This window comes from Nostoc sp. PA-18-2419, assembly GCF_005869855.1.
GTDB lineage: Bacteria > Cyanobacteriota > Cyanobacteriia > Cyanobacteriales > Nostocaceae > Nostoc.
In genome coordinates this window covers 1-24,593 of record NZ_SZNH01000028.1, presented here as the reverse complement: position 1 = coordinate 24,593, position 24,593 = coordinate 1, and the positions used below count along the sequence as shown (strand labels likewise).

Below are 24,593 nucleotides of genomic sequence, written 5' to 3'. Positions count from 1 at the left end.
GAATTAAGGTAAGGTTATTCCTACCCAGTCAGCGATTTTTTGTCTGATAGATTGCCGTGTCGATGCATCAAGTAAGGCATTCTTTTGAGCAATTACTGCTATCTGTCCGACAAAATTTCTGCCACCTGAATAACCACTTATTCTTGTACTTTCAAAATCATCATTTAAAGTTATTTGTTTAGTGTCTTGAGTACCATTTATATAAAGAGTACATACTTTAGTATTACTAATGGTCAACTCAAAAATTTTCCATTGATTAGAGACATTATTGTAATTACTACTAGCAAAATAATCACTATTGCTTGAATACAGGCGTGGAGAATTAGCACCATCATCATAGCCAAAAATCTTTACATTTCCCGATGAATTTCCAAGTAAGTATCCATCAGTTAAAGATATATTGGTATGCTTTGCAGCTATGAATATCGTTTTAGCTGTTCCACTAATAGCGGTATGAGTTAGGTATTGTGAACCATCAAAGTTTACAGCTTGTTTGCCAGATGGAGTACTATTAGTTAATACAGTTGGATAGTTACTAGAATTACTTGCATCTAGGGCGTTGCCTGATTGGTCTGTCCAGTTGGTTACATTGCCTGAAGTACCTGTGGTATCAGAAATTAAAAGTTGATTCCAAGTTGTTATTGCTTTTAAGTTATCAACTAATGAAGTATTACTACCGGAGGTATTACTACCAGAAGTATTATTATTAGACAAACCTGCTAGTAAATCACTTTTAGTAATTTTATATAGCTCTCCATTGCTATCGATGCCAATAAAGTAATCCCCTGAAGCTGCTACCGATTTTATTGTCGTTGGAATGCTAAAACCACTACTGTTACTACTTCCCTGTGGTGTATTGGGGAATAAATCTACAATTGATTGAATGCTTGTTTTTCCTAGTACTGGTTTACCGCTAACACCTCCATCAATATCGAGTGCAGGTAGCATATCATTTAAGCTGAGGTCAGCTATAGTTTGTAATTTTGAAACTTGCATAATTATTACTCAACTGTTAATACTGATTGGTCGTAAATTGGGCTTTCTTCGATGACGGTTCCCAGGATTAAAATTCTATCGTCGTTACTGAGCAGTCCGTAGCCTACTTCTTTCATTTGTGCAGCGATTATCGCATCGGGGGCAATATCAAAGGTATTAGCACTAGTAAAGTAAGGCAACAGGTTTAAATAATAAAATGGGCGTTGATTAAATAGGTATATATCTGCAACTTTAATCAGTGGTGTTGCTGATGTTTTTAAAAAGAAGGAAAGACACTTTTTAGCATTGTTGTTGAAAGTAGTTTTAGCATTTTCAGCAATGGTTGCATCATCTGCTAGAGTGTCATTCTCAACTACTTCTAATTCGTCAATACTTGTAATGTCTATTGTTAGTCTGAGTGAGGTAATGAAACCCGAATACTTGGCATTGCTGACAACATCTAAACTATTGAGGTAACCAGGTTGATAAAGCTCTACAATCTCGGTTCCCATTGAAGCATTTAGCTCTTGTAAAATGTTGACATTGCGAAAAATTCCGGGATTCGCCATTAGTTATTAGCTCCTAGAATCCCAGATGTTGCTAGTGGGGTTTTAGTAATAATTTGACCGCTACTAAGAACATACCCGTTTACTGCTGTACCTGTGGAAGCCTGGGGGAACGCAGCCAAGCGTTCGCCGATTGTCTGATTAGTATTTACTGTTACTTGAGCGCGGGCTGCACATTCTCTAAGCTGATAGAGTGCTTGCACCACCCCAGCAGCAGATTTTGCATTTACAGGAGCGGGAGTAATTGCAGATAATCTCAGCATTAATCCATAGGTTGGATCTACTACAAATAAATTGCTTAAACCCGATGCCGTTTCTAGCTGTTGAAAAGTTAGGTCTGTGATTTGTGTCATAGCAGCAGATTATTAAAGTGAATAAATCTGTTGTATGCGGCTGTGAAAAATTCGTAAATGTTCTTCTTTTATGTAAAACAAGAACAATTGCTGAGGACGTGTGAAGCTTGCTCAGAATAGGATTGAACCACTTTTTACTAATAGCCAAAATCAAAACTGTTCCGATTTAACCATTGGTACTGGTTAATCCGGAACAGTTGATAAGCGAAAAACAAAATGAAAAATAACCGCAATGGTAAAGCAGCTATTTTATCTGACATCGAATATTCTAAAATCCGCAAGCAGATAAAAAGCCAAAAATATAAATTACTTTTAGACCTGGCTTGGTACACCGGGGAAAGATGGGGGGCTTTGGTGAAGTTGCAATTTGCAGATGTTTACAATCCTGACGGTAGTCCGCGAGAGTATATCAATTTTCGCGCCAGGAGCCGTAAGGCCACACCAGACGGTCAGCGTAAAACTCGCCAAGTCCCTGTACACACGATTCTGGCTGAGTCGCTGCTGTCTTACAAATCCGATTGTGATTCACAATGGCTATTCCCTACCCGCGATGGCTCTAAGTCAATTAGCACCCGTTGGGCTGACGCGATTTTACGTAAAGCTGTTGACCGGGCTGGGTTAGTGGTTAAGGGCATCAGCACCCACAGCACCAGAAGGACTTTTATAACCAAGCTGCACCGCAACGGGACTGACCTTTACACCATTAAGCAGATTACTGGACACAAGGACTTCAAGTCACTAGAGGGTTATGTGGAAATTGACAGCGATCGCGTTAAGGGGGCCATCAACGCTCTATAAGCTCACTACCCGAAACTCAAAATAGCGGATAACCTGAAATTTACAATTACTTAAGCCTTTTTATCGCGCGTTCGCACTTCTATCTCTTGACAAGTGCGAACGCCATTTTTTTACGCCTTCACGCTAGGATTGCCTTATCACACGGCAATACAGGATTTTGATGATGATGAATAAAGGGGGAAGAACTAGCACTACTTGGGGAGCGGGTAGCACCTGGCGCAATAGAGAAGTTAAAACCATTAGAGTCCCAGTTGCTTTGGCTGATGAAATTATGGAATATGCCAAAGTACTAGACGCTGGGATTGCCGTATCACACGGCAATATAGCCAAATTTACTCTAGCGCTGCTCGACCGCTACGTTGAGTACAAACGCCTCAATTACCACCCAAACCAGAACTCGAAGCAACTCGACACCAGCACCCGCTCCTGGGATGAGCTACGGAAATTTCAAAAGCTGCTACAAGAGAATCCTGCGGCTTTGGGTATCGCTGACGAGACTTGCAACAAGTACTCTAGCAAGTTATAATGTCACACCTTTACCAGCTGATGGGGGAAGTAAGCTCTGGCAAGTAGTTTTTTGCGATCGTCACACTTTAGCCAGATGCCATCGGCTCTAATCGTGGTAATGGTCGCAAAGGTTTCCTTATGCTTGCCAACCAGAATAACTACCTTGTCACCCACACTCAAGTCACTCCTGGGGGATTGCGATAAGCATTGCAAGTCAGTGAAGGTTAAGCTAAATCTGCCCCGCCCTTGCACTTGACAGCTGGCCTCAGAGAATTCATCAAAAATTTGGAATATTTTTACCTCTCGCTTGAAAGATAGGCTCCAGTAAACGCCTTTTTCTTCAAGTAGGGGCAGCAGGGGTAACTCTGGTTTTGTCATTGAGGGAGTGGGGTGGTGGTCACTAGTGAGGATCACCCCAGGATCACCCCCCGGATCACCCTGGCGAAAACTGTCAGAATCGTTGCCTGGCAATGGCTTAGTCTCTATTTGAAGAGAGTGTATATTTTCGCACAGGATCGGGGTAGGATCACCCCCTGGATCACCGACAGAACTGTTATCTGGTAAAGCATTCGAGCGAAGGTGATCCTCGATGTGACTTGGTGCTATCAAAATTTCTGAGTCCAGTGTTTGATCGCTATTTTCATCAGTTTGAGGATCACATGCGTCTGTATTGCTTACTGTGTCTGCGTTTAGCAGGTGATCCGAGGGATGATCCTGGGGTGATCCTGTATTTTTTATACCAAACTCAGGATTGGGCTGTAACTCATTCCTATCAACGCTCTGAGAATGTGAAGTCAGGTGATCCGAGGGGTGATCCTTTGGTGATCCTTCCTTAAAAGCTAAAAAATAAGCGTTAGCTTTCCCCGGTTGACGCTTGACGCTTACCATCCCATCAGCTGATAGCTCACCCAAGTAACGCCGGGCATAGGCTTTAGAAAGTCCTAGTCTGTGAGCTATCTCTTCACTGGTAAATTTGATGTTTCTGTTGTCAGCCAAAAGTTGTAAAGTTGATTCCTTAGCAGATTGACCAGGGCCGCCAAGTTCGTCCCCTTCTTCACCCAGGAAAGTGAAGCTAAGGTCATCGGGGTTAAAGTACATGCGATATTTTTTGCTAGAGGAGCGCGATCGCGATTTATCGATTTCTAAAATGCGGTCGTAAGGGGTGGCAGTTTCTTTGTTGTCCTTGGTCAGCGTCCAAACTTCTGAAACTGCATTTCTAATTGCGGTCGTGCCACGCACGCCACCTTCTTTATTTGTGTGGTGAATGATCACAAAGGTGGTTTTGTACTGGGTAGCCAGCCCGGTCATCTCCAAAATGGGGCGGGCATACTCCATTTCTGATTCGCGGTAAATTGAGAAGCGGTTGGCAGTCGATAGCGAGTCAATAAAAACAAGCTCTGGCTGAAATTCCTTTAAGTCTTGAATGAGTGTTGGCATATTCTCGGCACTCCAGCCAAAGCGCACGCGAACTGATTCGCCGATATCTTGCTCTGAATAACCGAGAGAATCCAAGGCTTGCAGCATATCACCTGGGCTTTCGTCTCCTTGGTAGTAAAGAATCTTCCTTTTACCTGTAGTTACAAATGGGCCAAATTGAGTGCCTTGAATCAAAATTTTCCCAATGGCATAGGCAAATTTGGTTTTACCAACTCCACCATCTGAAGCTAATAAAATTGTCGTGCTTTGGGGAATTAGACCATTTAGTAACCACTCTCTAACTGTAGAGCCTGCTAACTCTTTTAACTCTTCATAAGTGAGTAATTTAGTACATTGGGCAATGAGAGTTTTCAAGTAGAAGTGTTCTAAGAATCCCATCGAAAGACGATGGTCATCTGCTAGTCGTTTGAGCTTTAAAAGTCTTAGAGATGGTTGAGAACAAGTGGTATAAATAGTTGTCAGTTCATCAAGTAATCTATCGTGCAACCATTGCTCATGTTCATCTCTTGTTGGGGCAATTGGTGTCTCAACAATTGACCGAGTTCTCTCCGTGATTTCCGCTAACAAATCAGGTAATTCACGCTGGGTTTCATATCCTAAAGAAGTAATCTCGCCACCCAGTTTAATCACCTGTCTGAGAACAGATGATTGAATCACCAAATCAGCCATGTGGTCAATGTTGACGGTGCTGACGTTCCATTTCATTACAGAGGCAAGCTTGTTTTGACCACCTATTTTTGCAAGAATGCCGTGGTCTCTTAGCAAGCTAGTAACACTCAACAAGTCGTTTGGCTTGCCCTTATTACAAAGCCTTAAACAGGCTTGATAAATGTCTTTATGGGCACTGATATAAAAGTGTTCTGGCTTGAGTCTGTTTTTGATACGGTAAATTGCATTTGGGTCGTCTAATATACCACCAATAATTGTTTCTTCAGCTTCTATTTCACATGGTAGTACTTTGCCAGAATCAGATTGAAAACTTAGCTGTTCTTGGGGGAATCTATAAATACCTTGTGTCATTTTTGTATCCCCCGAACACTTGTTTTTGTGTTAAAATCAAGGCTAGTGAAGGCACTAGAATTTATCTGAATGTCTAGAGAATTCTTTGCTTTTCTGATAGTATTCATGTTGATTATTTTTTGTTTTTTTGCMAATTAATCACTCACTAGATGTTTAAGTGAGTGATTTTTTTTAGCTTAGCGGCGATTGTCTTTCCGTTGTTTAATGACTTGACACTGTGTTTTGAGTTCGGCGAGCATTTGGGGATTATTTGCGAAAGCAGATGGTAGCTGGTTAATAATTATTCCGGACACCATCGTTGCTTGATAAAAGTCGAGTTCTGGGTCAACGCTTCTCACGTAGCTAACAAAGTCTGCTAGTTGCTTGCCACAAAAGTCAGAAGCACGTTGTACTTTGGCAGTGAAGTTATTTGTAGTCATTGGTCATTGGTTATTAGTTCTTGGTCAAAACGTTAGCTGCGATCGCCTCATGCTTGAAGTTCTGAGGCGATACGCCACAAACAAAGCCGTCTACCCAAGCAGGTAAACGGCTTTATTCTTTTTGAGAGTCATCAGAAGACTCCACAGTTTCTAATAGATTTGTTAGTTGAACTAATCGCTTACGCAGTTTATCAGACCTAGCTTCAGAATCTTTTAGCTCCTCAAGCGTTTCGCCAATGAACTGCTTTATTGTTCCCCCAGCAAAAGATCCCCCTGCCCCGCGAAAGACATCTCTCCCCTGGCTATCATTTCGACAGCTTCTGAGCGACTTATTCCCAGGTTGTCTGCTAACTGGTCGAGCCTCTGTAGACTCGTATCCGACAAGCTCATGCTGACTGTTTTCTTTACTTCTCCCCTTTGGAGATGCTTGGCTTTGGGCATTTGGTGATACCATAATCGACTTCCTATTAGGATAGCAGGATTCTAATTGCAAATATTCTATTAGGATGTTACCATCATATCCTAATAGAATATTCTACACCTGAAGCAGAAATCTACGGAGATGGCAGCCTGTAGCCCTAGCGCAATATAAAGACTTGCCAGTGCTTATTGGTAGCTAGTATTCAATGCCCAATGACTAATGACCAACTCCCAACCAGGCAGAGATAGCAGCCTGTAGCCACTGAGGCAATGAAAAGACCTGCTAGGGAGTCAATTAACAAAACAAAACCCAAAATTATCGGAGGTAAACCTAACTTAAAAACGCTAAAACAGAATCATCACAAGCCTTTTACCAAAATAGCTGTACTGCAAAAGCAGTAGTAACCCCTTCTTAAGTACCGCATAAGCAGGACTATAACCCCAGTATGCAAGGACTTAAATGCCGCATAAGCGGGACTATAACCCCAGTATGCAAGGACTTAAATACCGCATAAGCGGGACTATAACCCTAGTATTCAAGGACTATGGAACTACTAGAAGCCACCAATGGCACCAAAATAGCGAAGACCGAAGAAAACGCCGAAGGTAAAACCAAAAAAGAAAGAGCAAAACGATACTTGCCATCCCTGCCTAGCGCTGCCTCAGCCGCAGACATGAATCAAGTTGAGTATTTGGGACTGTGCGATAGAACAGCCGTCGAATGGAACTCCTTAAAAAATTATGAAGTTTTTAGCCTTTCCCCTGATGGTTCATTTCCCCTGATGAAAGTCAGCCGCAGCAAAGCCGTCCGCCTTGCCGATCGTGAGGTGATGATGGTTGGCGGCGGTCGATGCTTTCGTGTCTCGCTATCCAATCACCCAACACAAAACAAGCCCCAGTCATGACCTGGAGCCCGTTTTGCCGATGATTTAACACCGTACCTTACCAACCAAAATTTACCATGACTGACCCCCAACCGTTAACACCTCTTAAGGAATTACTCACCCAAGCCTCAGCACTAATTGTCAAAATTGGCGAACATCCAGATTACAGAATCGTTGCCAGTGAAGCATGTCCGCTAAACCCGAATTTAGCTGATGCCCATAAAGCAATCGTGTATCTGCTTTGGGAAGTAGCACCCCCGTCTTTGGAAGTAGAAGAAATTGAGGTGAATCATGACTAATCAGCCCCCCAAAATTCGCTGTATCCCTCATCTGTCTAGTGAAGCCTCACCAGAGAAGTTTCACCAAGTCCTAGGCGAACTAGACGACAAAAAACCCAACTGTCCTCACAATGTTGTTGCAGCCGAAACCTTAGCAAAACCTCAACAAAGACGCGGCTGGCAACAGTCCTATGTTGACGCAGTAGAGCGGTGGGAGGAAGAATGAACCAACTACTAATTCTGCTGTTGACCTTAACATCGCTGCTCATCGGCATAATTGCACTTTGTAAACAGCAATCTAGTCAGCCTTTGTACTTCAAGATTGAGGTGCAGTATGGCAAATGACTTAATTGACATCAAAGTTGCCACCCCGCCCAAAACAGCCAGCGCCCACACCTGGGTTGAGATGCACTTGCCAGACGGTAAAACTCTACTGCGTTACTGTGCCTGGGGAGTAGGAAGAGTACTGTTTTCGGCTTCACTGTTCGGTGTGAATATCACCCGTGCTACCTTCAAATTCGGCGTTTGGCTATGTGACGGCTTTGAAAACGGGGTCAAGCGGTTGCTTAAAGTCTACGACGCCCTGCCCTACGCTGGAACTCCCATAACTCAAGTTATCGAAGCCTCGGCGGTTGTTGTTGAGGAGCCGCTAGAAATAATCACCGATATCATCAGTGCCATTGAGGGTAAACAGGTGATGATCATCGGCGAAATGGGCACAGGAAAATCTACCCTCGCTCAATACCTCGCCTACACCGTGGGCGGTCGCGTTCGTGTCTACGAGTGCGAAGGCACACCAACCGACTGGCAAGGGCTTGAGGTAATTGGTGAAGGGGAGAACTGGACAGCCATTGAATTGGGAATGGCTGAGGACTTAGAGGACTTGTCTAACCAGCTAAAAATTAGAACTGAACGCGGTGATGGGGCATTAGCTGGTACTGAGAGGGTAATGATTGCTGAAGAGTACCCCGAGCTGGTTTCTAAAGTTGCAAGTTCGGGTGAATGGCTCGAACGACACGCCCGCAGAGGTCGTAAAGCCAAGCGATTCACAGTTCTATTGTCCCAGTATGACCGCGTTGCAGCTTGGGGACTGGAGGGTAAGAGCGACTTAGCCGATGCTTTCTACCGCATTCGCTTGGGTAAGAAGGCTCTAGCTCATGCCAAAAGCTTGAAAAACGAGCAACTTATCAACTGGTTAAAACTCGACCAGTCCCACTGCTTGCTCGACGATCAGCCGTTGAAACTCCCCCCATACCGCGAGATGAAAGCCGCAGCGCTGCGCGGTGGTTCAACCATATTCCAACCATACGCCGACAACGTGAACAAGCCCGAAAAGCCGGCGGAAAATGACCTCAAAACCGCTCACCAAGCCGATTTTACCGAAAATTGTTCGGATAATGACCGGGTACTTTGGCGGCTAATTGTGCGATTTGGAGAGGGGAAAAGCGATAGCACAATTGTCACTGAGGTGCTGGGCTTCACTGGCAAGCGCTACTCTGAGGGTGTGGCACTCCTGGAGCGGTTAAGGAAACAGTTTGGAGGCACAAAGGAATGAATGGAGATAAAAGTCTGTACACTTTTGTGCGACCTCAAACAGAACCAGACGGTACTACATGGAGAGTGGTTGAGACAACAAATAATAGGATAACCGCAGAGCTTTGTGCAAACGAGTTAGAGCCAAAAACCACTAGGCGAATATCTGGCAATGCTGATTTTTTTGTATCACTAGAAGAGAAAACCGATGAGTAAATTCCGAGTTACTCTACCTGCCAACAACGAGAATGCAGAGCAAAGTTTTGAAATGAGCTTGGTTGAGGTAGAAGCGCACTGGCCTAAACAAATAGAAATGCTGACAAATTCCCCTTGCAATGCCATTGCAATTCCAAATCCCAGAGGAGGAGTAATTATCGAAAAACTCAATAKCTAATTCAAAGGCGATCGCGTAACGCAACCGCGACCGCCGTTCATCTGCCAAGTCAAAAAATATCACACAACTATGCAAGTCAAAACTATTTCTTACAAACGAGTTCTCAACTTAGGAAGTTATGAAAACAAGCACCTGGAAATCTCCTGTGAAGTGTTTGAAGGAGAAGACGATGAGGAAACAGTCTCTCTACTGATGGAGAAAGTAGAGCGAAAAATTAGGGAGTCACAAGAAAAGGGAATTGTTACTCAAATTCAAACTTTGGAGATGAGAGTTAGTCATCTCAAAGAGCGAATCACCTACTACGAAGAAAGAGAGCAAAAACTCAAATACAAGGAGGAGGAGTTAAATCAACAACAAGCACAAGAACCTGACCCAGATGATATCCCTTTTGAAAGCGGGGAAGCTACTCAGACCAACAATCAAGAACTTAGCAATTTTTAGGAGGTGTAATGGTTTTTGAAAAAGACGACGAATTTGTTCATATCCCCAAAGATGAATATGTAATTAACGTTTTGGCAACGGGAGTAGCTATACAAACTCTCTCTCAAAAAACTGGAATACCAATTCAATCATGGAGCCAGTATCTATCAGAAAAAGCTACTGAGCAATACGAGCAGCTATCCGCCAAACAAATTCAGCAAGTAATTGACATGTATGAAGCAGTAAGAAAAGCCTGACGAGCCGGACTGACTCACCGGCGAAACGCGATCGTAATTTATTGCGTCGCGTCGCGGTCTGGAGTCCAACCCAGACGTACAGCGCATACACACAGCAGCTTAGGGCTTTTTTATAGAAACAAGCTTCCTTGGCTTTCTTACCTTCTTAAGCTCGGCTGCTGTGGTTGTACTGTTCCCTCCCTGTGTCGCCGTCAGTTCCCGCTGACGGCTATTGCCTTGAGAGTGAATTAGGCTCAACGGCCTTCGGGTGATTCGCAGGCAGACATCAGGGACATCAACTGAACCACCCAGGAGAACTGAATGATTAAAATTTTGGGACTTGATGTGAGCAAGTCCTCGGTTTCGGCTTGCCTGCTAACAGAAAAACCCTCAGTTCCACGTCAATTTTATTATGAATGTCCGTTTAATTGCTTTAGTGCCAATGCTCAAGGGATTAAGGCTTTGTTAGAGCTAAAGCCGGATATCGCAGTCATGGAGCCGACTGGCAGTAACTACAGCAAACTGTGGGGCACTCATTTAGCTCGTGCTGGGGTAGAAGTGCGGCTAGTTGGTCATAAAGAGTTAAAAAATTATCGAGCAAACCATTTGGCACTGCCTGACAAGGATGATGATGCAGATTCCCTGGCTTTGGCTTGTTACTACTTCGACTACCACGCCGACCTACGGCGATTTGTCCAAATCCGTGACCTGACGATAGTCAAAATTCGAGAACTGGTGCTGCGGCTGGCTCATCTCAACCGGGTACAATCACCCATCATCAACCGAGCAAGGCAAGATTTAGCTTGGCAGTTTCCAGAGGTGGCACTGGTACGCTCACTTCGGGGTGAGTCTGGTGAAGTGCCATTACTGTGGGGTTGGCTAGCTGGTGAACGCAAAAGTACGCGTTACGATCGTCTTTACGCTCAAACGGCTGGCTTGGGGATTACAGACACGGTTCGCCAACATGCGCGTAGGATCTGTAATCTCCAGCGCGAAGAATACGCCATTGAGATAGAGTTGCAACAACTGCTTGCTGAGGTTCGCTTTCAACCTTACCGTCAAGTTTTTAAAAAGTTTGGCTTTGGCGATCGCCTTTCTTCGGTGCTGATATCGCAAATTTACCCGATTGAGGGATTCCTGGATGCTTCGGGTAGACCGGAGGTGAAAATCCGTCAGGGGCGAAACTCGAAAAAACCGACTAAACGGCATCTGTCACTCAGGAGATTTCAAAAAGCTTTGGGTGCTGCTCCGTCGCTGGTGGCGTCGGGTGACAGTAAGAAGACTAAAGTTGTGGGCGGTTCTGACTTATGCCGTAAAGCACTGTGGCAGTGGGTCTATACTCGCATTGAACCACGGCTTAGGCGTTTGAAAAATGATATTGGTCAGCAATTGGGGAGTCAGTTGGATACTGAGAAAGCCGCTGGTCGCCCTGCTAAGTTGATTAGAAATCGCATTGCAGCTAAAGCCACGAGGTTACTGTTTAGAGAACTGGTTAAGAGTTTAATGTGACAAAAAAGGATTTTGACTACATGCAAGACAAAGAGCTTCAATTAGTCATGCTTGAGGGGGAATGCCCTAAATGCAACAGCACCCACATAGAATGCTTTGAGGATGCCGATGATTCAATGCAGTTTGATTGTTTAAATTGCGGTTGGTCTGATAGCGCAACAGACAATCAAATTCTTAAATACGTTGCACTTGCGGCTGAATTCCCAATGCCTGACCTAGACGAATTGCTAGAGTGAAGGTAACATTAACGCTAAATTTCTAGAAGGTCATCCAGTTGCTACTCATGGCATTTTTCGCAATGTTACCCAGCGATTAGCACCAGAAAAAGCACATTGACTTTTGAGTGTTTAGTGAGAGTAGGAGTTATACCAATTAAAAAAAGAATGCGACAGATACACGTATCCAAAAGCTTGTCCTGTCTGGATTCTTAATGCGTGAATTTTGAATTGGTATTATTCTCTCCCACTCTCTAGTCCCAGTCCTTACTTATTCGGAATCAACCTACCACAAGGATAAGTCGCTGTTTGCTGTGAAGCACTTTCAGCCACGGCTGCTGGAACTTGGTCTGATGGTTGGGTTTTGGCTGCTAGATAGTCTGCTTGCAGTTTTTCTAAAATGGTTTCTCGTATGTCGTACAGACGTTTTAGGGGACGAGGCTGGCACTTGTTGAGGATGTATGCTGTTACCAGTGGTAAGGCGATCGTGCTGTCGGTATAACAAACAATTGTGTTAGGTAACTCCTCCGGGTCAATCTTACCCCAGCTCACGGCTTCCGATGGGGTTGCCCCAGACAAACCACCTGTATCTGGACGTGCGTCTGTAAATTGCACAAAGTAATCATGTCCGCGTTCTTCTAGTCCTAATACCTCGTGAATTTGCGGTTGTGTTTGTAGTAAAAAGTTTTTAGGACTACCACCACCAAGAATTACAGCCGCACTTTTCCCTTTAGATTCACGGGCATTATAAGCGATCGCTGCGGTCTCATTTACGTCAATAGCAGGATCTAATATTAATTGCGAACCTTCTAGCGCCAAAGCTGCTACGTTCATCCCAATTGAACTATCTCCAGGAGATGAGGTATAAATCGGTACGCCATATTCATAAGCTGTAGCCAGCAAACAAGAATGTTGCACACCCAATTCCTTTTCTACTTCCCGGACATACTTACCTAATAAATAGTGAAACTCAGCGGTTCCCATGCGTTTTTGGAAAGGTTCTGCTTGCAAAATCTTGCGAATAAAAGCATCGGTTTCTAATAGCACATCGTAGCCAAAAATAATGTCATAAATCCGGATAGTACTTTCTTGACGCAGTTTCACATCATCCAAAAACGGATTACCAGCAAACAGCTCAAAACCCAAACCGAAATGCATATCATGGTAAAGATTAGCACCAGTGCTAATAATCCAGTCAATAAAGCCGTTGCGAATTAAGGGTGCAAGCGCTGAAACCCCAAATCCTGCTGGCGTCATCGCACCGGAAAGACTAACTCCCACCGTGACACCTTCGGTAAGTACATCACGACTGAGTAGTTGGCAGATTTCCCGCAAACGTGCTGAATTGTAAGCAGTAAAGTATTTATCAATCAAATCCACCACATTGATATCATTTGATATGGGTGTAGGTGCGATTTTTTGACCCAGTTGTTTAGACATTTTGCCACTCTTGAACACTAAACATGCCGAATTAATGTTATACCAAAGTGCCAAGTTGGGGTTGGCAGTCTATACCAAGTTCCCAAACGATCCAATGAAGGTATTTTTCAGAAAAACTAGGACAGTTAATTATCAAACGTCTGCCAATTCAACCGTTGGTATTTGATGAGGAACAAACGAGTATTGTGCAATGGATACCTTAGAACGCTCAAATTACTGTATACATCAGGTAAAAACTATTAGGACTTATAGCTCACAACAGTAAGTTCATCTAACGCTGTTAAAGGATGTTCGCTATCTAACGATGACACCTGCGCTTCTAACTTGTCGCAGCACTCGCGCACTAAACGCAAGCCTTGCTCTCGTGAAAGTTCAGCAGTTGCAGCGGGAAATTCTTGGAGAATTCCGGCTTCAATACTTTGATATTGCTCTAATTCTGCTCTGAGTTTTGTTAAATATTTCGTTCCTTCGCCACCTTCGGTAATTGCAAACTCTAACACAGAATCTACATAAGCTTTGACTTTTGGATGCTTGACTCCTTCTGTAACAGAAGCATACAATAACTCGCCATTTAAATACTGAAAATCTGGTACCAACAGATGATTTCTGCTCAGTTGAAAGGTATAAACTTCTTCTGTTGGTATGACTTTTAATTGTTCTGTTCTCACACGCCGAGCAGCTTTTTCTAAAAGTGCGATTATAGCAATTATCACTGAAGGAAAGTTGCTATCGATACATCTTATTTCTACAGTGCCGAGTTTGTTGAGTCGAATTGGGTTCCAAGATGATTTTAGTAAGCTTCCTCCCGCTTCTTTGAAAAGATGACGCTCAATTCCAGCTTTCTCCATTGCTGACAACCAAGCATGATAGCGAGCGAATTGCTGTTCAACTAAACTCTCAACACTGTCAGCATAAGGCATCAGTCCTCCGACAGACTGCAAATGAGTGTAAACTCCTTCCCAATCAAAAGTTTCGCTACCCCGATAGCGAATCGTGTGCATGGCTAGTCCGATCGCTCGTCCTTCATAAAACGGACACGATCGCGTTAGGCAAATCAGCGCTGAGTCAAAAGCTGTAGCTAAATTATAAATATTTAGTAGTTCTTCTCGCTCTGCTGCTTTGGAATTGTAAGATACTACCACACGAGAATCAATCACTCCTGGCGGTACTTCTAGATGTATGTGCGTACCCGTACATTTGCCAGCGTGCAAAAATTGATCGTAGCCGACAGTCCGCGCTTGGATATGATAATTAGGCTGGTCGCGCATGACTGGCATGATATGTAGAGGGTAGCTAGACTGAGAATAAAGCCTTAAATTCATTTGTCTGGCTACAGCGATCGCTAGTTTCAAATTTCTCAGATATTCTTTTGCTAACTCTGTAGCACTGTACGCCGGAGGAGTATTAATCTCCACCATATTCTTGACGAACTCTGGCATAAAGTACTGTGGCTTTAGTCCTTGTGCTTCTGCAACTAAATGACAAGCTTGCAAAAATTCATCTGCCTGAGTGCTGATTTCACCCATCTCATTGACTAGAAAAAACTCTTGCTCAAGACCAATGCGACGTTTTACTACATCCATTTTTCTAGTCTCTACTTAATTAATTTGCAATATTTAATCGATTGACGGCAATTTTGCACCAGCATCAGAGATTATTAAACAATATCAAGTGGAACCTTGAATTACCAATATCAATATCCTACTGGAATATAGAGAATAATCTCAAATTTTGATTTTTATGTATTTTTACAACAAAAGAATTTCAAAATGTTGAATTTGTGATGTCTGAAAATTGGCAGTGACGCTTTGTTGGGTTTCCTTACCTCAAGCCAACCTAGAATTTTTTACAAAATTTTAGCCTTATTTTAGCCTTGCCATACTAGTAAGGTACGTTGTCGCCAAGGGTAATGGACTGTCATCTCAATTACTTAAAATTTAGTACTTCTTATTTCCCATCTACCCAAAGTATTATTTCCTTTGATAGAAGTTAGAAGATAGCTGGTTTTCCAATATTTGAGTTACGACTTACCCAGCGAGGGGAGAAATCCACATGACTCAAGATATATTTGAATTACCCGGGCCAGAAGGAAATTCGATCGTCGGTAGTCTGCTTGATTTTGGTCGCGATCCTTTGGGGTTTTTAACGAAATGCGCTCGTGAATATGGTGATATTGTACCTATCCGTTTAGGATTGACACCAGCCTGTTTACTAACCAATCCTCACTACATTGAGCAAGTATTAAAAGACAGAAATTTATTTGTTAAAAGTCGCTCTTTACATGCACTAAAAACCTTATTGGGTGAAGGACTTTTAACTAGCGAAGGAGATTCTTGGTTTCGCCAACGACGGTTGATACAACCTGTATTCCACCAGAAACGTATTGCTAGTTATGGCGATATTATGGTTGCCTACACCGAACAAATGCTCGATACTTGGGAAGATGGCGAAACTCGTGATGTTCATCGAGACATGATGCGCCTGACATTAAATATCGTGATGAAAACAATATTTAACCGCGACCTCAATGAGGGACAAGCACAAGATGTTGCTCATGCATTAGATGTAACATCAGATTGGTTTGAAAGTAAACGCCAGCAAAATTTTATCTTCTTAGAATGGTTTCCTAGACCAGAGAATATTCGCTACCGAAATGCCATCAAGCAGATGGATAAGACTATTTATGAGATGATAAATCAACGGCGGGCTACTGGTGAAAATCCTGGAGATTTACTGTCAATGTTAATGACAGCTAGGGATGAAGAAGATGGCAGTCAAATGAGCGATCGCCAATTGCGCGATGAAATTGCAACTTTAATGCTAGCAGGACATGAAACTACATCCAATACTCTAACAGGAGCATGGATACTTTTATCTCGATATCCCCAAGTACGTACCCAATTATTAACAGAATTAGAACAAGTTTTGAGAGGGCGTTCTCCGACAATTGCAGATATCCCAAACTTGCGCTACACGGATATGGTTATTAAGGAGACAATGCGAATATTTCCTCCCGTGTATAACATGGCGCGTAAAGCTACTCAAGATTGTGAAATTGGTGGTTATCAAGTGCCACAAGATTGTACGATTATTATGAGCCAGTGGGTAATGCATCGCAATCCTCGCCACTTTGAAGATCCAGAAGTATTTAAACCAGAACGCTGGGCTAATGATTTAGAGAAAAATCTACCTAGAGGAGTTTATTTTCCCTTTGGTGATGGACCTCGGATTTGTATTGGTAAGAGTTTTGCTTTAATGGAAGCAGTTTTATTATTAGCAACCATTGCCCAAAAATTTGAATTAAATGTTGTACCAGATCATCCAATTGTTCCCCAAGCTTCTATTACCCTGCGCCCAGCATCGGGGGTGAAAGTAATATTGAAGCAAAGTATACCCGTTAGGAGTGAGAGTCTAATTTAGGTGTTTTTTTGTTAAATTACCTATTTTTTGTATTTACGTTCTTTGTGTTTTGTAAAAAAAGGATGTGACTTTTTACGTAATTTGCCAAAGGGAAGTGGTTCACTAATCCTATACGCGAACCACTCCTGATTTTCTACATCCAGTGAAAAGTCAGGTTGTTGTCATAGAAAAGAGTAGTGTCAGAAATTTTGATAATGTTTGAGGTAAATTTATTGGTTTTTCAAGGATATTTTGAGGCTAATTAAAAACCACAGTATTTACATCGTGTTTGGATACAAAAGACAGAAAAATTGTTATGACAATAGTTACAAAAGCTTATTGAATCAAAATTGTAATTTGTTTAATATTACGATCGCTACTCTCTTGATTTGGGGAATTAAACACTGAAATTAAATTCCCACTTTTTTATGTGCCTATGTGGGTTTTGTGTCAATTTACAGATTGCAATCGGCATAATTTTCAGTTTGACTGGCGTAAGTTAATGAGTAAAAAGCAGTAAGTTAAACTCATACATCTTATGAATAGCAGTATTTTTACCCTAACAGCTTCTCCAGTAACTATTGCGATTATTGGTGGTGGTTTTAGCGGTTCTTTGGTTGCAGCCAATCTTTTACGTCATGCAACTACACCGTTATCAATTAAATTGATTGAACGCAATTCTGAAGTTGGGAAAGGAGTTGCTTACAGTACACCGATGGATTGTCATTTGCTGAATGTATCGGCTGGTAAGATGAGTGCATTTGCAGATGAACCAAATCACTTTCTCGACTGGCTGCACAGCAACGGTCACGAACAAGTAACTGCATCCACCTTTGTTGGGCGTCGGGTTTATGGAGATTATGTGCAGGCGACTTTAAAAGCAGCACAAATAAATGCAGCGGCGAATGTGCAGTTAGAGAGAATTGTCGATGAAGCGATCGCCATTGAAACCAAATCCTCTAGTACACTAATATACCTTAACAGTGGTCAGTGTTTGGATGTGCAAAAGGCTGTGTTAGCTTTGGGCAATTTCCCAGCAATTATGCCGAAACCAATTGCGAGTTTAGATCCGCAATATGTCAAAGATGCTTGGTCGAGTAATGCGATCGCTGACTTAAATCCAGAGGATGCTATTCTCTTGGTGGGTACCGGCTTAACAATGGTAGATACCGTAGTTGCTTTACACCAGCAAGGTTTCCAGGGAAAAATCCATACTGTCTCGCGTCACGGATTGATGCCTTACGGTCACAAATCAACAACTCCTTATCCAGCATTTATTGATGTCGAAACTGCCCCAAAAACTGCGCGAGGACTGCTACATACAGTACGTCAAGAAGTGCGGTTAGCACTTAGCCAAGGGCAAGATTGGCGTGGGGTAATCGATGCCATTCATCCAGTTACGCAACAACTCTGGCAAGCATTACCATTACCGGAACAAAAGCGATTTTTGCGTCATGTGAAAGCTTACTGGGAAGTTCACCGTCATCGAATTGCTGAAGAAATTGCCGCAGTACTCGATGCAGCGATGGAGTCTGGTCAACTCACCCATTACCCAGGTCGAATTCAAAGCTGTCAGCAGTCAGAAGATGGCGTAGATGTGAAAATCTGCGAACGCCGGACGCACAAAGATATTGTTTTGCGAGTCAACCAAATTATAAACTGCACCGGCACAAATTGTGATTACCGCAGATTGCAGCACCCATTGGTGGCTAGCCTGCAAGAACAACGCTTGATTCGTCCTAGTTCATTGTCAATCGGAATCGACACCGCCGCAAATGGGGCGCTGATTGATGCAGATGGCGAAGCATCTCAAATGCTGTATACCTTGGGGACACCGCGTAAAGGTAATCTTTGGGAAACCACCGCTGTTGGTGAAATTCGGGTTCAAGCAGCAAGTTTGGCGCAAGAGTTACTCAAATCCCTCAATTCCCATGCTACTGCTGTTGAAAAAAACCTATCAGTCACGTTGAGGAAACCTGTTATGCTATTTCGTCAACTGTTTGATAAAGAATCAAGTACTTATACTTACTTAATTGCTGACCTAGAAACTAAAACAGCCATCTTAGTTGATTCTGTATTAGAACAAGTTGAACGCGATTTAAAAGTTTTGCAACAATTAGATCTGACCTTGCGCTACTGTCTAGAAACTCACATTCATGCCGACCACATTACTGGTACAGACAGACTCAGGTCACTGACGGGTTGTTTAGGTATTGTACCTGAGAATTCAGCAGCTACCTGTGCAGACCAGTACATTGGCGATGGTAATATTTTGCAATTGGGGAGTGTGCAAATTAGAGCGATCGCTACTCCTGGTCATACTAATAGCCATTTGGCATACTTAGTCAACGATACTCATCTGTTAACTGGAGATGCCTTGTTTATCCGGGGTTGCGGTCGTACCGACTTCCAAAACGGCGATGCAGGGGCATTATATGATGCCGTTACTCAAAAGCTATTCACATTACCAGATGACACCTTAGTGTATCCCGGTCACGACTACCAAGGACAGACAGTATCCACTATTGGCGAAGAAAAGCGTTGGAATCCTCGCTTTGCCGGACGCAGCCGCAACCAGTTCATCGAACAAATGAAAAACCTCAACTTGCCACAACCAAAAAAAATATTGGAAGCTGTACCCGCAAATCAGCAATGTGGCAGAGTTTGACTTGCGCTTTCAATTTGAAGCTTTAGGAATTGGCATTTTTATTTACTCAATGGTTTCGCACTCACGAAGTAGATAATCAAACGCGATCGCCTAAATTGTGCACTACGTCATTATACTCATGTTGCACAATATTTCAGTTGTACTCGCTTTCCCTACTAATAGATACTATTTCTCAATAATTAGTTGAGAGTATCACCATGACTATTCGCCTAACTGGTACAGAAGACTTTGGGGAATTTTGCCAGGATGTGCAATTGTTTAATGACTATGAGGGAAAAGCACAATTGTCTACTTGGTATTGTCAATTCGCGCAGTCCTGGCTCAGAGACTTTTGGTGCGCCTTTTATGATTCGTGGGTCACTCAAAGTGCAGTTTTAATCCTTTCAATTTCTGCGGCTGAATCTAGCCTAATCATGATGACATTAACCTGTCCATCGATTGGCAGCTATCAAGAAATCCATTAAATACTATTTGGTAGATTTCTTATTTAATTGCGTGTAATTAAATTTTCAATTTTGCTAAACCCAAATAACGGATACCTTCGGGGGAAATATCAAAACGGCAAGGCAACACTTCTAAACCAAGAGCGATCGCCTGCCGTAATAATTTACCATATACGGGATCTGTGCGATCGCCAGGGGAAAACTCTGTACAATCACCCCGATTGATAAAATAAAGCATCACTGCACGAGTTAAAGGCAACAGCCCCATTAATTCTCGCAAGTGCTTTTGTCCTCTGGTAGTTTCTGTATCCGGAAATAAAGCTAATCTCTTATTAGAAAAAGTTGTATTTTTAACTTCTAAATAAATTGGGCGGTCCTCAACACTTCCTGTTAATAAAAAATCCACTCGACTTTTTTTATCTAGTCCGTAAACCACCTCGCCCTTAATTTGACTATATTCGCCAAATTCTGGAAAAAGATGTTTTGCCAAAGCTAACTTTACCACCCGATTGGGCAAAATAGTATTCACACCTACCCAAGTCGGCTCATTGTCGTGTACCTGAATTAGTTCTAAAGTGTAAGCCAATTTACGGTTTGGATTATCACTTTTAGAAAGCTGTACCGCACTTTCAGGAGTCGATACTCCAGTCATCGGCCCTGTATTTGGACAGTGTGCTGTGACTATCTCGCCAGAACTAAGTTGAATGTCTACAAAAAACCGCTTGTAGCGTTTTAGCAGAATACCTGGATATAAAGGTGGGTAACGGTAAAGCCAATCAATCATCATCAAACCTTGTTGCTGTAGTCAATATACGTCGATTTCTGATTCACCTACTTCACAACAGGAAATCTTTTCAAGAGTACTCTACCCTATGACGGAATTTACCTAACTTTTAATATCATAGATTGTCAATTTATGTAGTCTGCTTTACTACAATTTCATAAAAAGTAGCATATACTAAGTATTATAATCCTCCCAGCAATAAAAATTCGGGAGAAATTCAACGTGCAAGGAGGTAAATCCTATGCAAAAAGTGTGGACATCAACGGAATTAGAATATGCTTTTCTGTTTACTTTAAGAAAAGTTAATTCAATTAATTTAGAAGGTTTCAAGCCATTTTTTAGGAATATGCCGCTCGATCCTTACATCAAAGGTAACTATCGTTCGAGAAGATTATCTCGATTCATAGTTACTGAGGATKAATTAATTAAATTACCTCATGGTTACCTTTTCCAAAGTAAAGACTATAATCCATTATTAGGCGATATCAAAAGAGAGTTTACAGAATTAGAAGATGCACTTATTGAACTTGATATTTTTAGAAATCTGGTCTTAGCATTTCATGATTCTTGTAAACTTCATCCAGAAGCAGAAATCGGAGTTCATCAAATTAGAACAATTTGTTCGCCAGATAATTTAGGTAATCCCGCACCTGAAGGGATCCATCGAGATGGTACTGATTTTATTGGCATATTTTCAGTAGATAGAGATAATATTCAAGGTGGAGAAACACATTTGTATGCTGCCAAAAAAGAAAACCCTGTATTCAGTAAGATTTTAAATTCGGGAGAACTTTTATTGGTCAACGACCATGAATTTTTTCACTTCACCACTCCCATCAAACCAGATATTGAAGCTCAAGGAAGTAGAGATGTGTTTGTGCTAACTTCTCCTAGCTTGCTGACAGAATAATTTTAATATTGAATTATTTAACTGCGGAGGTTTTACTAGAAAATTTTGTAATTTAGGATAAATATAAATCCTAGTTAATTTGTAAAAAATCGCAACGTTTAGATACCCGATTTGTTTAAAAAGTCGGGCATCTAATTTTCGAGGATTAGACGTTACCAGAAAGATTTAAACCACTCATGTCAAGTTGTGTCAATAGAATATTTTTACTCTCTACTCCCTACTCCCAGCCCAAGTTACTATTTTTGACTGCAATTAAGTATCAATTCTACTTTTGTTAAGTTAGTGTAAATAGAACCGATCGGAGTCTTGATCATGAAACTGCCAGAAAGTCCACAAACTCCAAAATTTATACAGTTGCTTCAGTGGATTTTTAACCCTTTGAAACTGATGGAAACATCTGCAAAGGCGCATGGTGAATGTTTTTCGCTACAGCTAACTGGTAATAACTCAATTGTATTATTTAGCAATCCCCAAGCAATTCAACAGATTTTCACGGCTCCACTTGAGCAGTTGGACGCAAGAGGTTCAGCGCAATTGTTAAAATCTTTGTTGGGTGAAAACTCGTTAATCTTGCTATCTGGTGCATCTCACCAACGCCAGCGGCGATTATTGACCCCGCCTTTTCATGGCGATCGCATGAGAGCCTACGGTCAAATTATTGCTAATATCACTCATGATGTCATCAACAGCTGGAAAATTGGCGAACCTTTTTCTGTGCGTGACTCCATGCAAGAAATCTCCTTGAGAGTAATTCTGCAAGCTGTATTTGGCCTGCATCAGGGAGAACGTTTAACAAAATTACAGCGACTATTGCGTTCTGTCCTGGAGTTATCTGGTTCCCCCTTGCGTGCTTCCATAACATTTTTTCCTATACTGCAAGTAGATTGGGGTAACTGGAGTCCTTGGGGAAAATTTTTGCGTCAAATGCAGGAAATTGACGAACTCCTTTACAGCGAGATTCAAGAACGCAGAGATTCTCCAGATGCTTCTCGTAGCGATATCCTGTCGTCGATGATGTCGGCACGTGACGTAAATGGCGAACCAATGACTGATGTCGAGTTGCGCGATGAGTTAATGACTCTGTTAGTCGCTGGTCATGAAACTACCGCTTCAGCTTTGACATGGGCATTTTATTGGATTCATCATCTACCACAAGTGCGAGAAAAGCTGCTAACCGAGTTAGATAGTGTGAACGGGAATGCTGATTGGAATCAAGTTTCTCGCTTACCTTATCTAACAGCGGTATGCCAAGAGACACTCCGCATTTACCCAATTATCATGCTGACTATTCCTCGCATAGTCAAGACACCGATAGAAATCATGGGCTATGAATTGCAACCGGGGACATTGTTAACAGGTTCTATATATTTAATGCATCACCGCGAAGATTTATATCCAGAACCACAACAATTTAAACCAGAGCGATTTTTAGAACGCCAGTATTCTCAGTATGAATATTTACCCTTTGGTGGCGGCAATCGTAGCTGTATTGGCATGGCCTTCGCAATGTTTGAAATGAAGTTAGTATTAGCAACAGTGTTATCACAAATGGATTTAGCATTAGTTGACAATTATCTAGTTAAACCGACGCGTCGCGGCATAACTTTAGGTCCCTCTGGCGGTAAGTGGTTAATTCCAACTAGTCAGCGACAAAGGGTGAAAACTCCTGTGGGTGTGTAATTACGGCAGAATTCACAAAAGAAGCGTAGTTTACCCCCGTAGGCATCGCCTAAAATACAATACGATTGAGAATGAGCAACAAAATCCTCATGTAGAGACGCGATTTATCGCGTCTTTTAAAACCAATTAAATCGTCACGATTTATCGCGTCCTTTAAGACCAATTATCGACACTACTGAATTGGTGAATTCACAATCAGAATTCACCAATTCTGCTCTAAACATTTGCACCCAGAATAGAAGAGTCATAGTGGCGTAGCAAATCTTGGGGGTCATCATAAATTGCCAGCGCTCCGGACAGTTGTTCATCGCTAAAGCCACCGCAGCGCAAAGCAATCACACCTACCCCGGCTTTGCCAGCAGACTCAATATCATAGGGAGAATCTCCTAGCATCACTACTTTATCGGGTGTCATTTGCCCTTTCTCCAAAGCGGCTTGTACAATGTCAGGAGCGGGTTTAGATGCTTCGGCGTCATCGGATGTAGTGAGTTCCGTTAGCAAATCATCTACTTGGGCAATTTTCAGCATGGTGTCAAGTTCTTCAGAACTCGCTGAACTTGCAACAACCAGATGCAATCCGGATTTTTGCATCTTTAATATTAATTCTCTGCTACCGTTGGCAGCAGTAACTTGTGGTATATATTTGTCAAATAATAGTTCTTTGCGTAATTTAGCGATCGCTTTACCAGTTCCTTCTTCACCATTTAATTCTGGCACGACTTTGGGAATCAGTTGATCTCCCCCCATGCCCATGAATGGTCTGATTTTTTCAAATGGCACCTGGAAGTCATAAGCTGCAAATGCCTCTACCCACGTGTTTGTATGAGTATCATTACTTAAAACCAGTGTGCCATCAATATCTAAAATCACCCCTTCTAATGCCATGAAAAACCTCGCCCTTTGATTTCATAGCTGATAATGGCATGGTAAAGAGTTTATTTCATCGTCCCATGAGAAGAGAAGGGAGTTACAGAAAAGATGGCGCGATCGCTTATAATAGACCTCTTGCAAAAATATTTTATGGTATGATATTGGGTTTTGTCGCTTGAATCAATCTACTTATGCGATACGAGCAAACAAAAAAGTTATCGAATCGGCAGTTCAAACGTTTGGTTGGGGTGCAACAACGCACGTTTGATGAAATGATTAAGGTGTTAAAAGATGCAGCTAATTTGAAGCAAACACGAGGTTATCCAAACAAGTTAAGCTTGGAAGACCAAGCTTTAGTTTGCTTACAATATTGGCGGGAATACCGAACTTACTTCCACATTGCTAGTGAGTGGGAAATATCGAGTGGGAAATATC

Annotated in this window: 29 protein-coding genes; 19 read left to right on the top strand and 10 right to left on the bottom strand. The window is 42.3% G+C overall.

From position 1 onward, the window contains the following. Positions 1-3: 3 nt before the first annotated feature. From FCR06_RS23590 to FCR06_RS23580, 3 genes are read right to left on the bottom strand one after another with little or no spacing between them, the layout of a single operon-like run. Positions 4-996: a hypothetical protein gene (locus FCR06_RS23590; RefSeq protein ID WP_138504067.1), complete on the bottom strand. Its 993-nt coding sequence runs from the start codon at positions 994-996 to the stop codon at positions 4-6. A gap of 5 nt (positions 997-1,001) precedes the next feature. Then, the gene (locus tag FCR06_RS23585) at positions 1,002-1,544 is read right to left on the bottom strand and encodes a hypothetical protein (protein WP_138504065.1); all 543 of its coding nucleotides are present in this window, start codon (positions 1,542-1,544) and stop codon (positions 1,002-1,004) included. Then, the gene (locus tag FCR06_RS23580) at positions 1,544-1,894 is read right to left on the bottom strand and encodes a hypothetical protein (protein ID WP_138504063.1); all 351 of its coding nucleotides are present in this window, start codon (positions 1,892-1,894) and stop codon (positions 1,544-1,546) included. The genes FCR06_RS23585 and FCR06_RS23580 overlap by 1 nt, the downstream gene beginning before the upstream one ends. A gap of 216 nt (positions 1,895-2,110) precedes the next feature. Between FCR06_RS23580 and FCR06_RS23575 the strand changes: the two genes are divergently transcribed. Both FCR06_RS23575 and FCR06_RS23570 read left to right on the top strand, forming a co-directional pair. Continuing rightward, entirely contained in the window at positions 2,111-2,692 is a 582-nt protein-coding gene (locus FCR06_RS23575; RefSeq protein ID WP_138504061.1) for a tyrosine-type recombinase/integrase, read from the top strand. A gap of 160 nt (positions 2,693-2,852) precedes the next feature. Then, complete coding sequence (locus tag FCR06_RS23570; RefSeq protein WP_138504059.1) at positions 2,853-3,218, top strand: hypothetical protein; 366 nt, start codon at positions 2,853-2,855, stop codon at positions 3,216-3,218. 2 nt (positions 3,219-3,220) lie between these two features. On the opposite strand, the gene FCR06_RS23565 is transcribed toward FCR06_RS23570, so the two are convergent. The 3 genes from FCR06_RS23565 to FCR06_RS33795 form a co-directional block, all read right to left on the bottom strand. Further along, entirely contained in the window at positions 3,221-5,656 is a 2,436-nt protein-coding gene (locus FCR06_RS23565; protein ID WP_138504058.1) for a DnaB-like helicase N-terminal domain-containing protein, read from the bottom strand. A 176-nt stretch (positions 5,657-5,832) separates the two neighbouring features. Next, positions 5,833-6,075 carry a hypothetical protein gene (locus FCR06_RS23560; protein ID WP_138504057.1) on the bottom strand — a complete coding sequence of 81 codons (243 nt, stop codon included), beginning with the start codon at positions 6,073-6,075 and terminating at the stop codon, positions 5,833-5,835. 112 nt (positions 6,076-6,187) lie between these two features. Then, positions 6,188-6,529 carry a hypothetical protein gene (locus FCR06_RS33795; protein ID WP_223280259.1) on the bottom strand — a complete coding sequence of 114 codons (342 nt, stop codon included), beginning with the start codon at positions 6,527-6,529 and terminating at the stop codon, positions 6,188-6,190. A gap of 511 nt (positions 6,530-7,040) precedes the next feature. Here FCR06_RS33795 and FCR06_RS23550 point away from each other — a divergent pair. The 11 genes from FCR06_RS23550 (at position 7,041) to FCR06_RS23505 (ending at position 11,985) form a co-directional block, all read left to right on the top strand. Further along, positions 7,041-7,400 carry a hypothetical protein gene (locus tag FCR06_RS23550; protein ID WP_138504053.1) on the top strand — a complete coding sequence of 120 codons (360 nt, stop codon included), beginning with the start codon at positions 7,041-7,043 and terminating at the stop codon, positions 7,398-7,400. Between the two features lie 56 nt (positions 7,401-7,456). Further along, entirely contained in the window at positions 7,457-7,678 is a 222-nt protein-coding gene (locus FCR06_RS23545; RefSeq protein ID WP_138504051.1) for a hypothetical protein, read from the top strand. Then, complete coding sequence (locus FCR06_RS23540) at positions 7,671-7,883, top strand: hypothetical protein (protein ID WP_138504049.1); 213 nt, start codon at positions 7,671-7,673, stop codon at positions 7,881-7,883. Before FCR06_RS23545 ends, FCR06_RS23540 begins: the two co-directional genes overlap by 8 nt. Then, positions 7,880-8,002, top strand: coding sequence for a hypothetical protein (locus tag FCR06_RS34390; RefSeq protein ID WP_262984707.1), 123 nt, complete (start codon positions 7,880-7,882; stop codon positions 8,000-8,002). The genes FCR06_RS23540 and FCR06_RS34390 overlap by 4 nt, the downstream gene beginning before the upstream one ends. Positions 8,003-8,063: 61 nt before the next feature. After that, positions 8,064-9,212, top strand: a complete 1,149-nt coding sequence (locus tag FCR06_RS23535; protein WP_223280258.1) for a hypothetical protein — start codon at positions 8,064-8,066, stop codon at positions 9,210-9,212. Further along, entirely contained in the window at positions 9,209-9,406 is a 198-nt protein-coding gene (locus FCR06_RS23530; RefSeq protein WP_138504047.1) for a hypothetical protein, read from the top strand. Before FCR06_RS23535 ends, FCR06_RS23530 begins: the two co-directional genes overlap by 4 nt. Then, positions 9,399-9,584, top strand: coding sequence for a hypothetical protein (locus FCR06_RS23525; RefSeq protein WP_138504045.1), 186 nt, complete (start codon positions 9,399-9,401; stop codon positions 9,582-9,584). Before FCR06_RS23530 ends, FCR06_RS23525 begins: the two co-directional genes overlap by 8 nt. A 69-nt stretch (positions 9,585-9,653) precedes the next feature. Then, positions 9,654-10,025, top strand: coding sequence for a hypothetical protein (locus FCR06_RS23520; protein ID WP_138504043.1), 372 nt, complete (start codon positions 9,654-9,656; stop codon positions 10,023-10,025). A gap of 8 nt (positions 10,026-10,033) precedes the next feature. After that, positions 10,034-10,261, top strand: coding sequence for a hypothetical protein (locus FCR06_RS23515; RefSeq protein ID WP_138504041.1), 228 nt, complete (start codon positions 10,034-10,036; stop codon positions 10,259-10,261). 300 nt (positions 10,262-10,561) lie between these two features. Continuing rightward, on the top strand, positions 10,562-11,749 hold the full coding sequence (locus FCR06_RS23510) for an IS110 family transposase (protein WP_138504039.1): 1,188 nt from the start codon (positions 10,562-10,564) through the stop codon (positions 11,747-11,749). Next, positions 11,746-11,985, top strand: a complete 240-nt coding sequence (locus tag FCR06_RS23505) for a hypothetical protein (RefSeq protein ID WP_138504037.1) — start codon at positions 11,746-11,748, stop codon at positions 11,983-11,985. Before FCR06_RS23510 ends, FCR06_RS23505 begins: the two co-directional genes overlap by 4 nt. A 246-nt stretch (positions 11,986-12,231) precedes the next feature. Here FCR06_RS23505 and FCR06_RS23500 read toward each other — a convergent pair whose 3' ends face one another. Both FCR06_RS23500 and FCR06_RS23495 read right to left on the bottom strand, forming a co-directional pair. Then, a complete protein-coding gene (locus FCR06_RS23500) occupies positions 12,232-13,404 on the bottom strand; it encodes a homospermidine biosynthesis protein (RefSeq protein WP_138504035.1) in 1,173 nt (390 codons plus the stop codon). A 239-nt stretch (positions 13,405-13,643) separates the two neighbouring features. Beyond that, complete coding sequence (locus FCR06_RS23495; RefSeq protein ID WP_138504033.1) at positions 13,644-14,987, bottom strand: glutamate-cysteine ligase family protein; 1,344 nt, start codon at positions 14,985-14,987, stop codon at positions 13,644-13,646. A 469-nt stretch (positions 14,988-15,456) separates the two neighbouring features. Here FCR06_RS23495 and FCR06_RS23490 point away from each other — a divergent pair, with 469 nt between their 5' ends. The 3 genes from FCR06_RS23490 to FCR06_RS23480 all read left to right on the top strand — a co-directional run bounded on the left by FCR06_RS23490 (position 15,457) and on the right by FCR06_RS23480 (position 19,935). Beyond that, positions 15,457-16,824 (top strand): cytochrome P450, encoded by a 1,368-nt coding sequence (locus FCR06_RS23490; RefSeq protein WP_138504031.1) that lies wholly within the window; start codon positions 15,457-15,459, stop codon positions 16,822-16,824. Positions 16,825-17,341: 517 nt separating this feature from the next. Then, positions 17,342-19,471 carry an FAD/NAD(P)-binding protein gene (locus FCR06_RS23485; RefSeq protein WP_138504029.1) on the top strand — a complete coding sequence of 710 codons (2,130 nt, stop codon included), beginning with the start codon at positions 17,342-17,344 and terminating at the stop codon, positions 19,469-19,471. Positions 19,472-19,668: 197 nt separating this feature from the next. Continuing rightward, positions 19,669-19,935: a hypothetical protein gene (locus tag FCR06_RS23480; protein ID WP_138504027.1), complete on the top strand. Its 267-nt coding sequence runs from the start codon at positions 19,669-19,671 to the stop codon at positions 19,933-19,935. Between the two features lie 37 nt (positions 19,936-19,972). Here FCR06_RS23480 and sfsA read toward each other — a convergent pair whose 3' ends face one another. After that, the gene (gene sfsA, locus FCR06_RS23475) at positions 19,973-20,698 is read right to left on the bottom strand and encodes a DNA/RNA nuclease SfsA (RefSeq protein ID WP_138504162.1); all 726 of its coding nucleotides are present in this window, start codon (positions 20,696-20,698) and stop codon (positions 19,973-19,975) included. Positions 20,699-20,939: 241 nt separating this feature from the next. On the opposite strand from sfsA, the gene FCR06_RS23470 reads away from it, so the two are divergent. Then, positions 20,940-21,608 carry a 2OG-Fe dioxygenase family protein gene (locus FCR06_RS23470; protein WP_138504025.1) on the top strand — a complete coding sequence of 223 codons (669 nt, stop codon included), beginning with the start codon at positions 20,940-20,942 and terminating at the stop codon, positions 21,606-21,608. A gap of 312 nt (positions 21,609-21,920) precedes the next feature. Continuing rightward, a complete protein-coding gene (locus tag FCR06_RS23465) occupies positions 21,921-23,288 on the top strand; it encodes a cytochrome P450 (protein ID WP_138504023.1) in 1,368 nt (455 codons plus the stop codon). Positions 23,289-23,504: 216 nt separating this feature from the next. Here FCR06_RS23465 and FCR06_RS23460 read toward each other — a convergent pair whose 3' ends face one another. Beyond that, a complete protein-coding gene (locus FCR06_RS23460; RefSeq protein ID WP_138504021.1) occupies positions 23,505-24,173 on the bottom strand; it encodes an HAD family hydrolase in 669 nt (222 codons plus the stop codon). 176 nt (positions 24,174-24,349) lie between these two features. Between FCR06_RS23460 and FCR06_RS23455 the strand changes: the two genes are divergently transcribed. Beyond that, on the top strand, positions 24,350-24,593 hold a 244-nt coding region (locus tag FCR06_RS23455; protein ID WP_138504019.1), incomplete at its 3' end, for a helix-turn-helix domain-containing protein.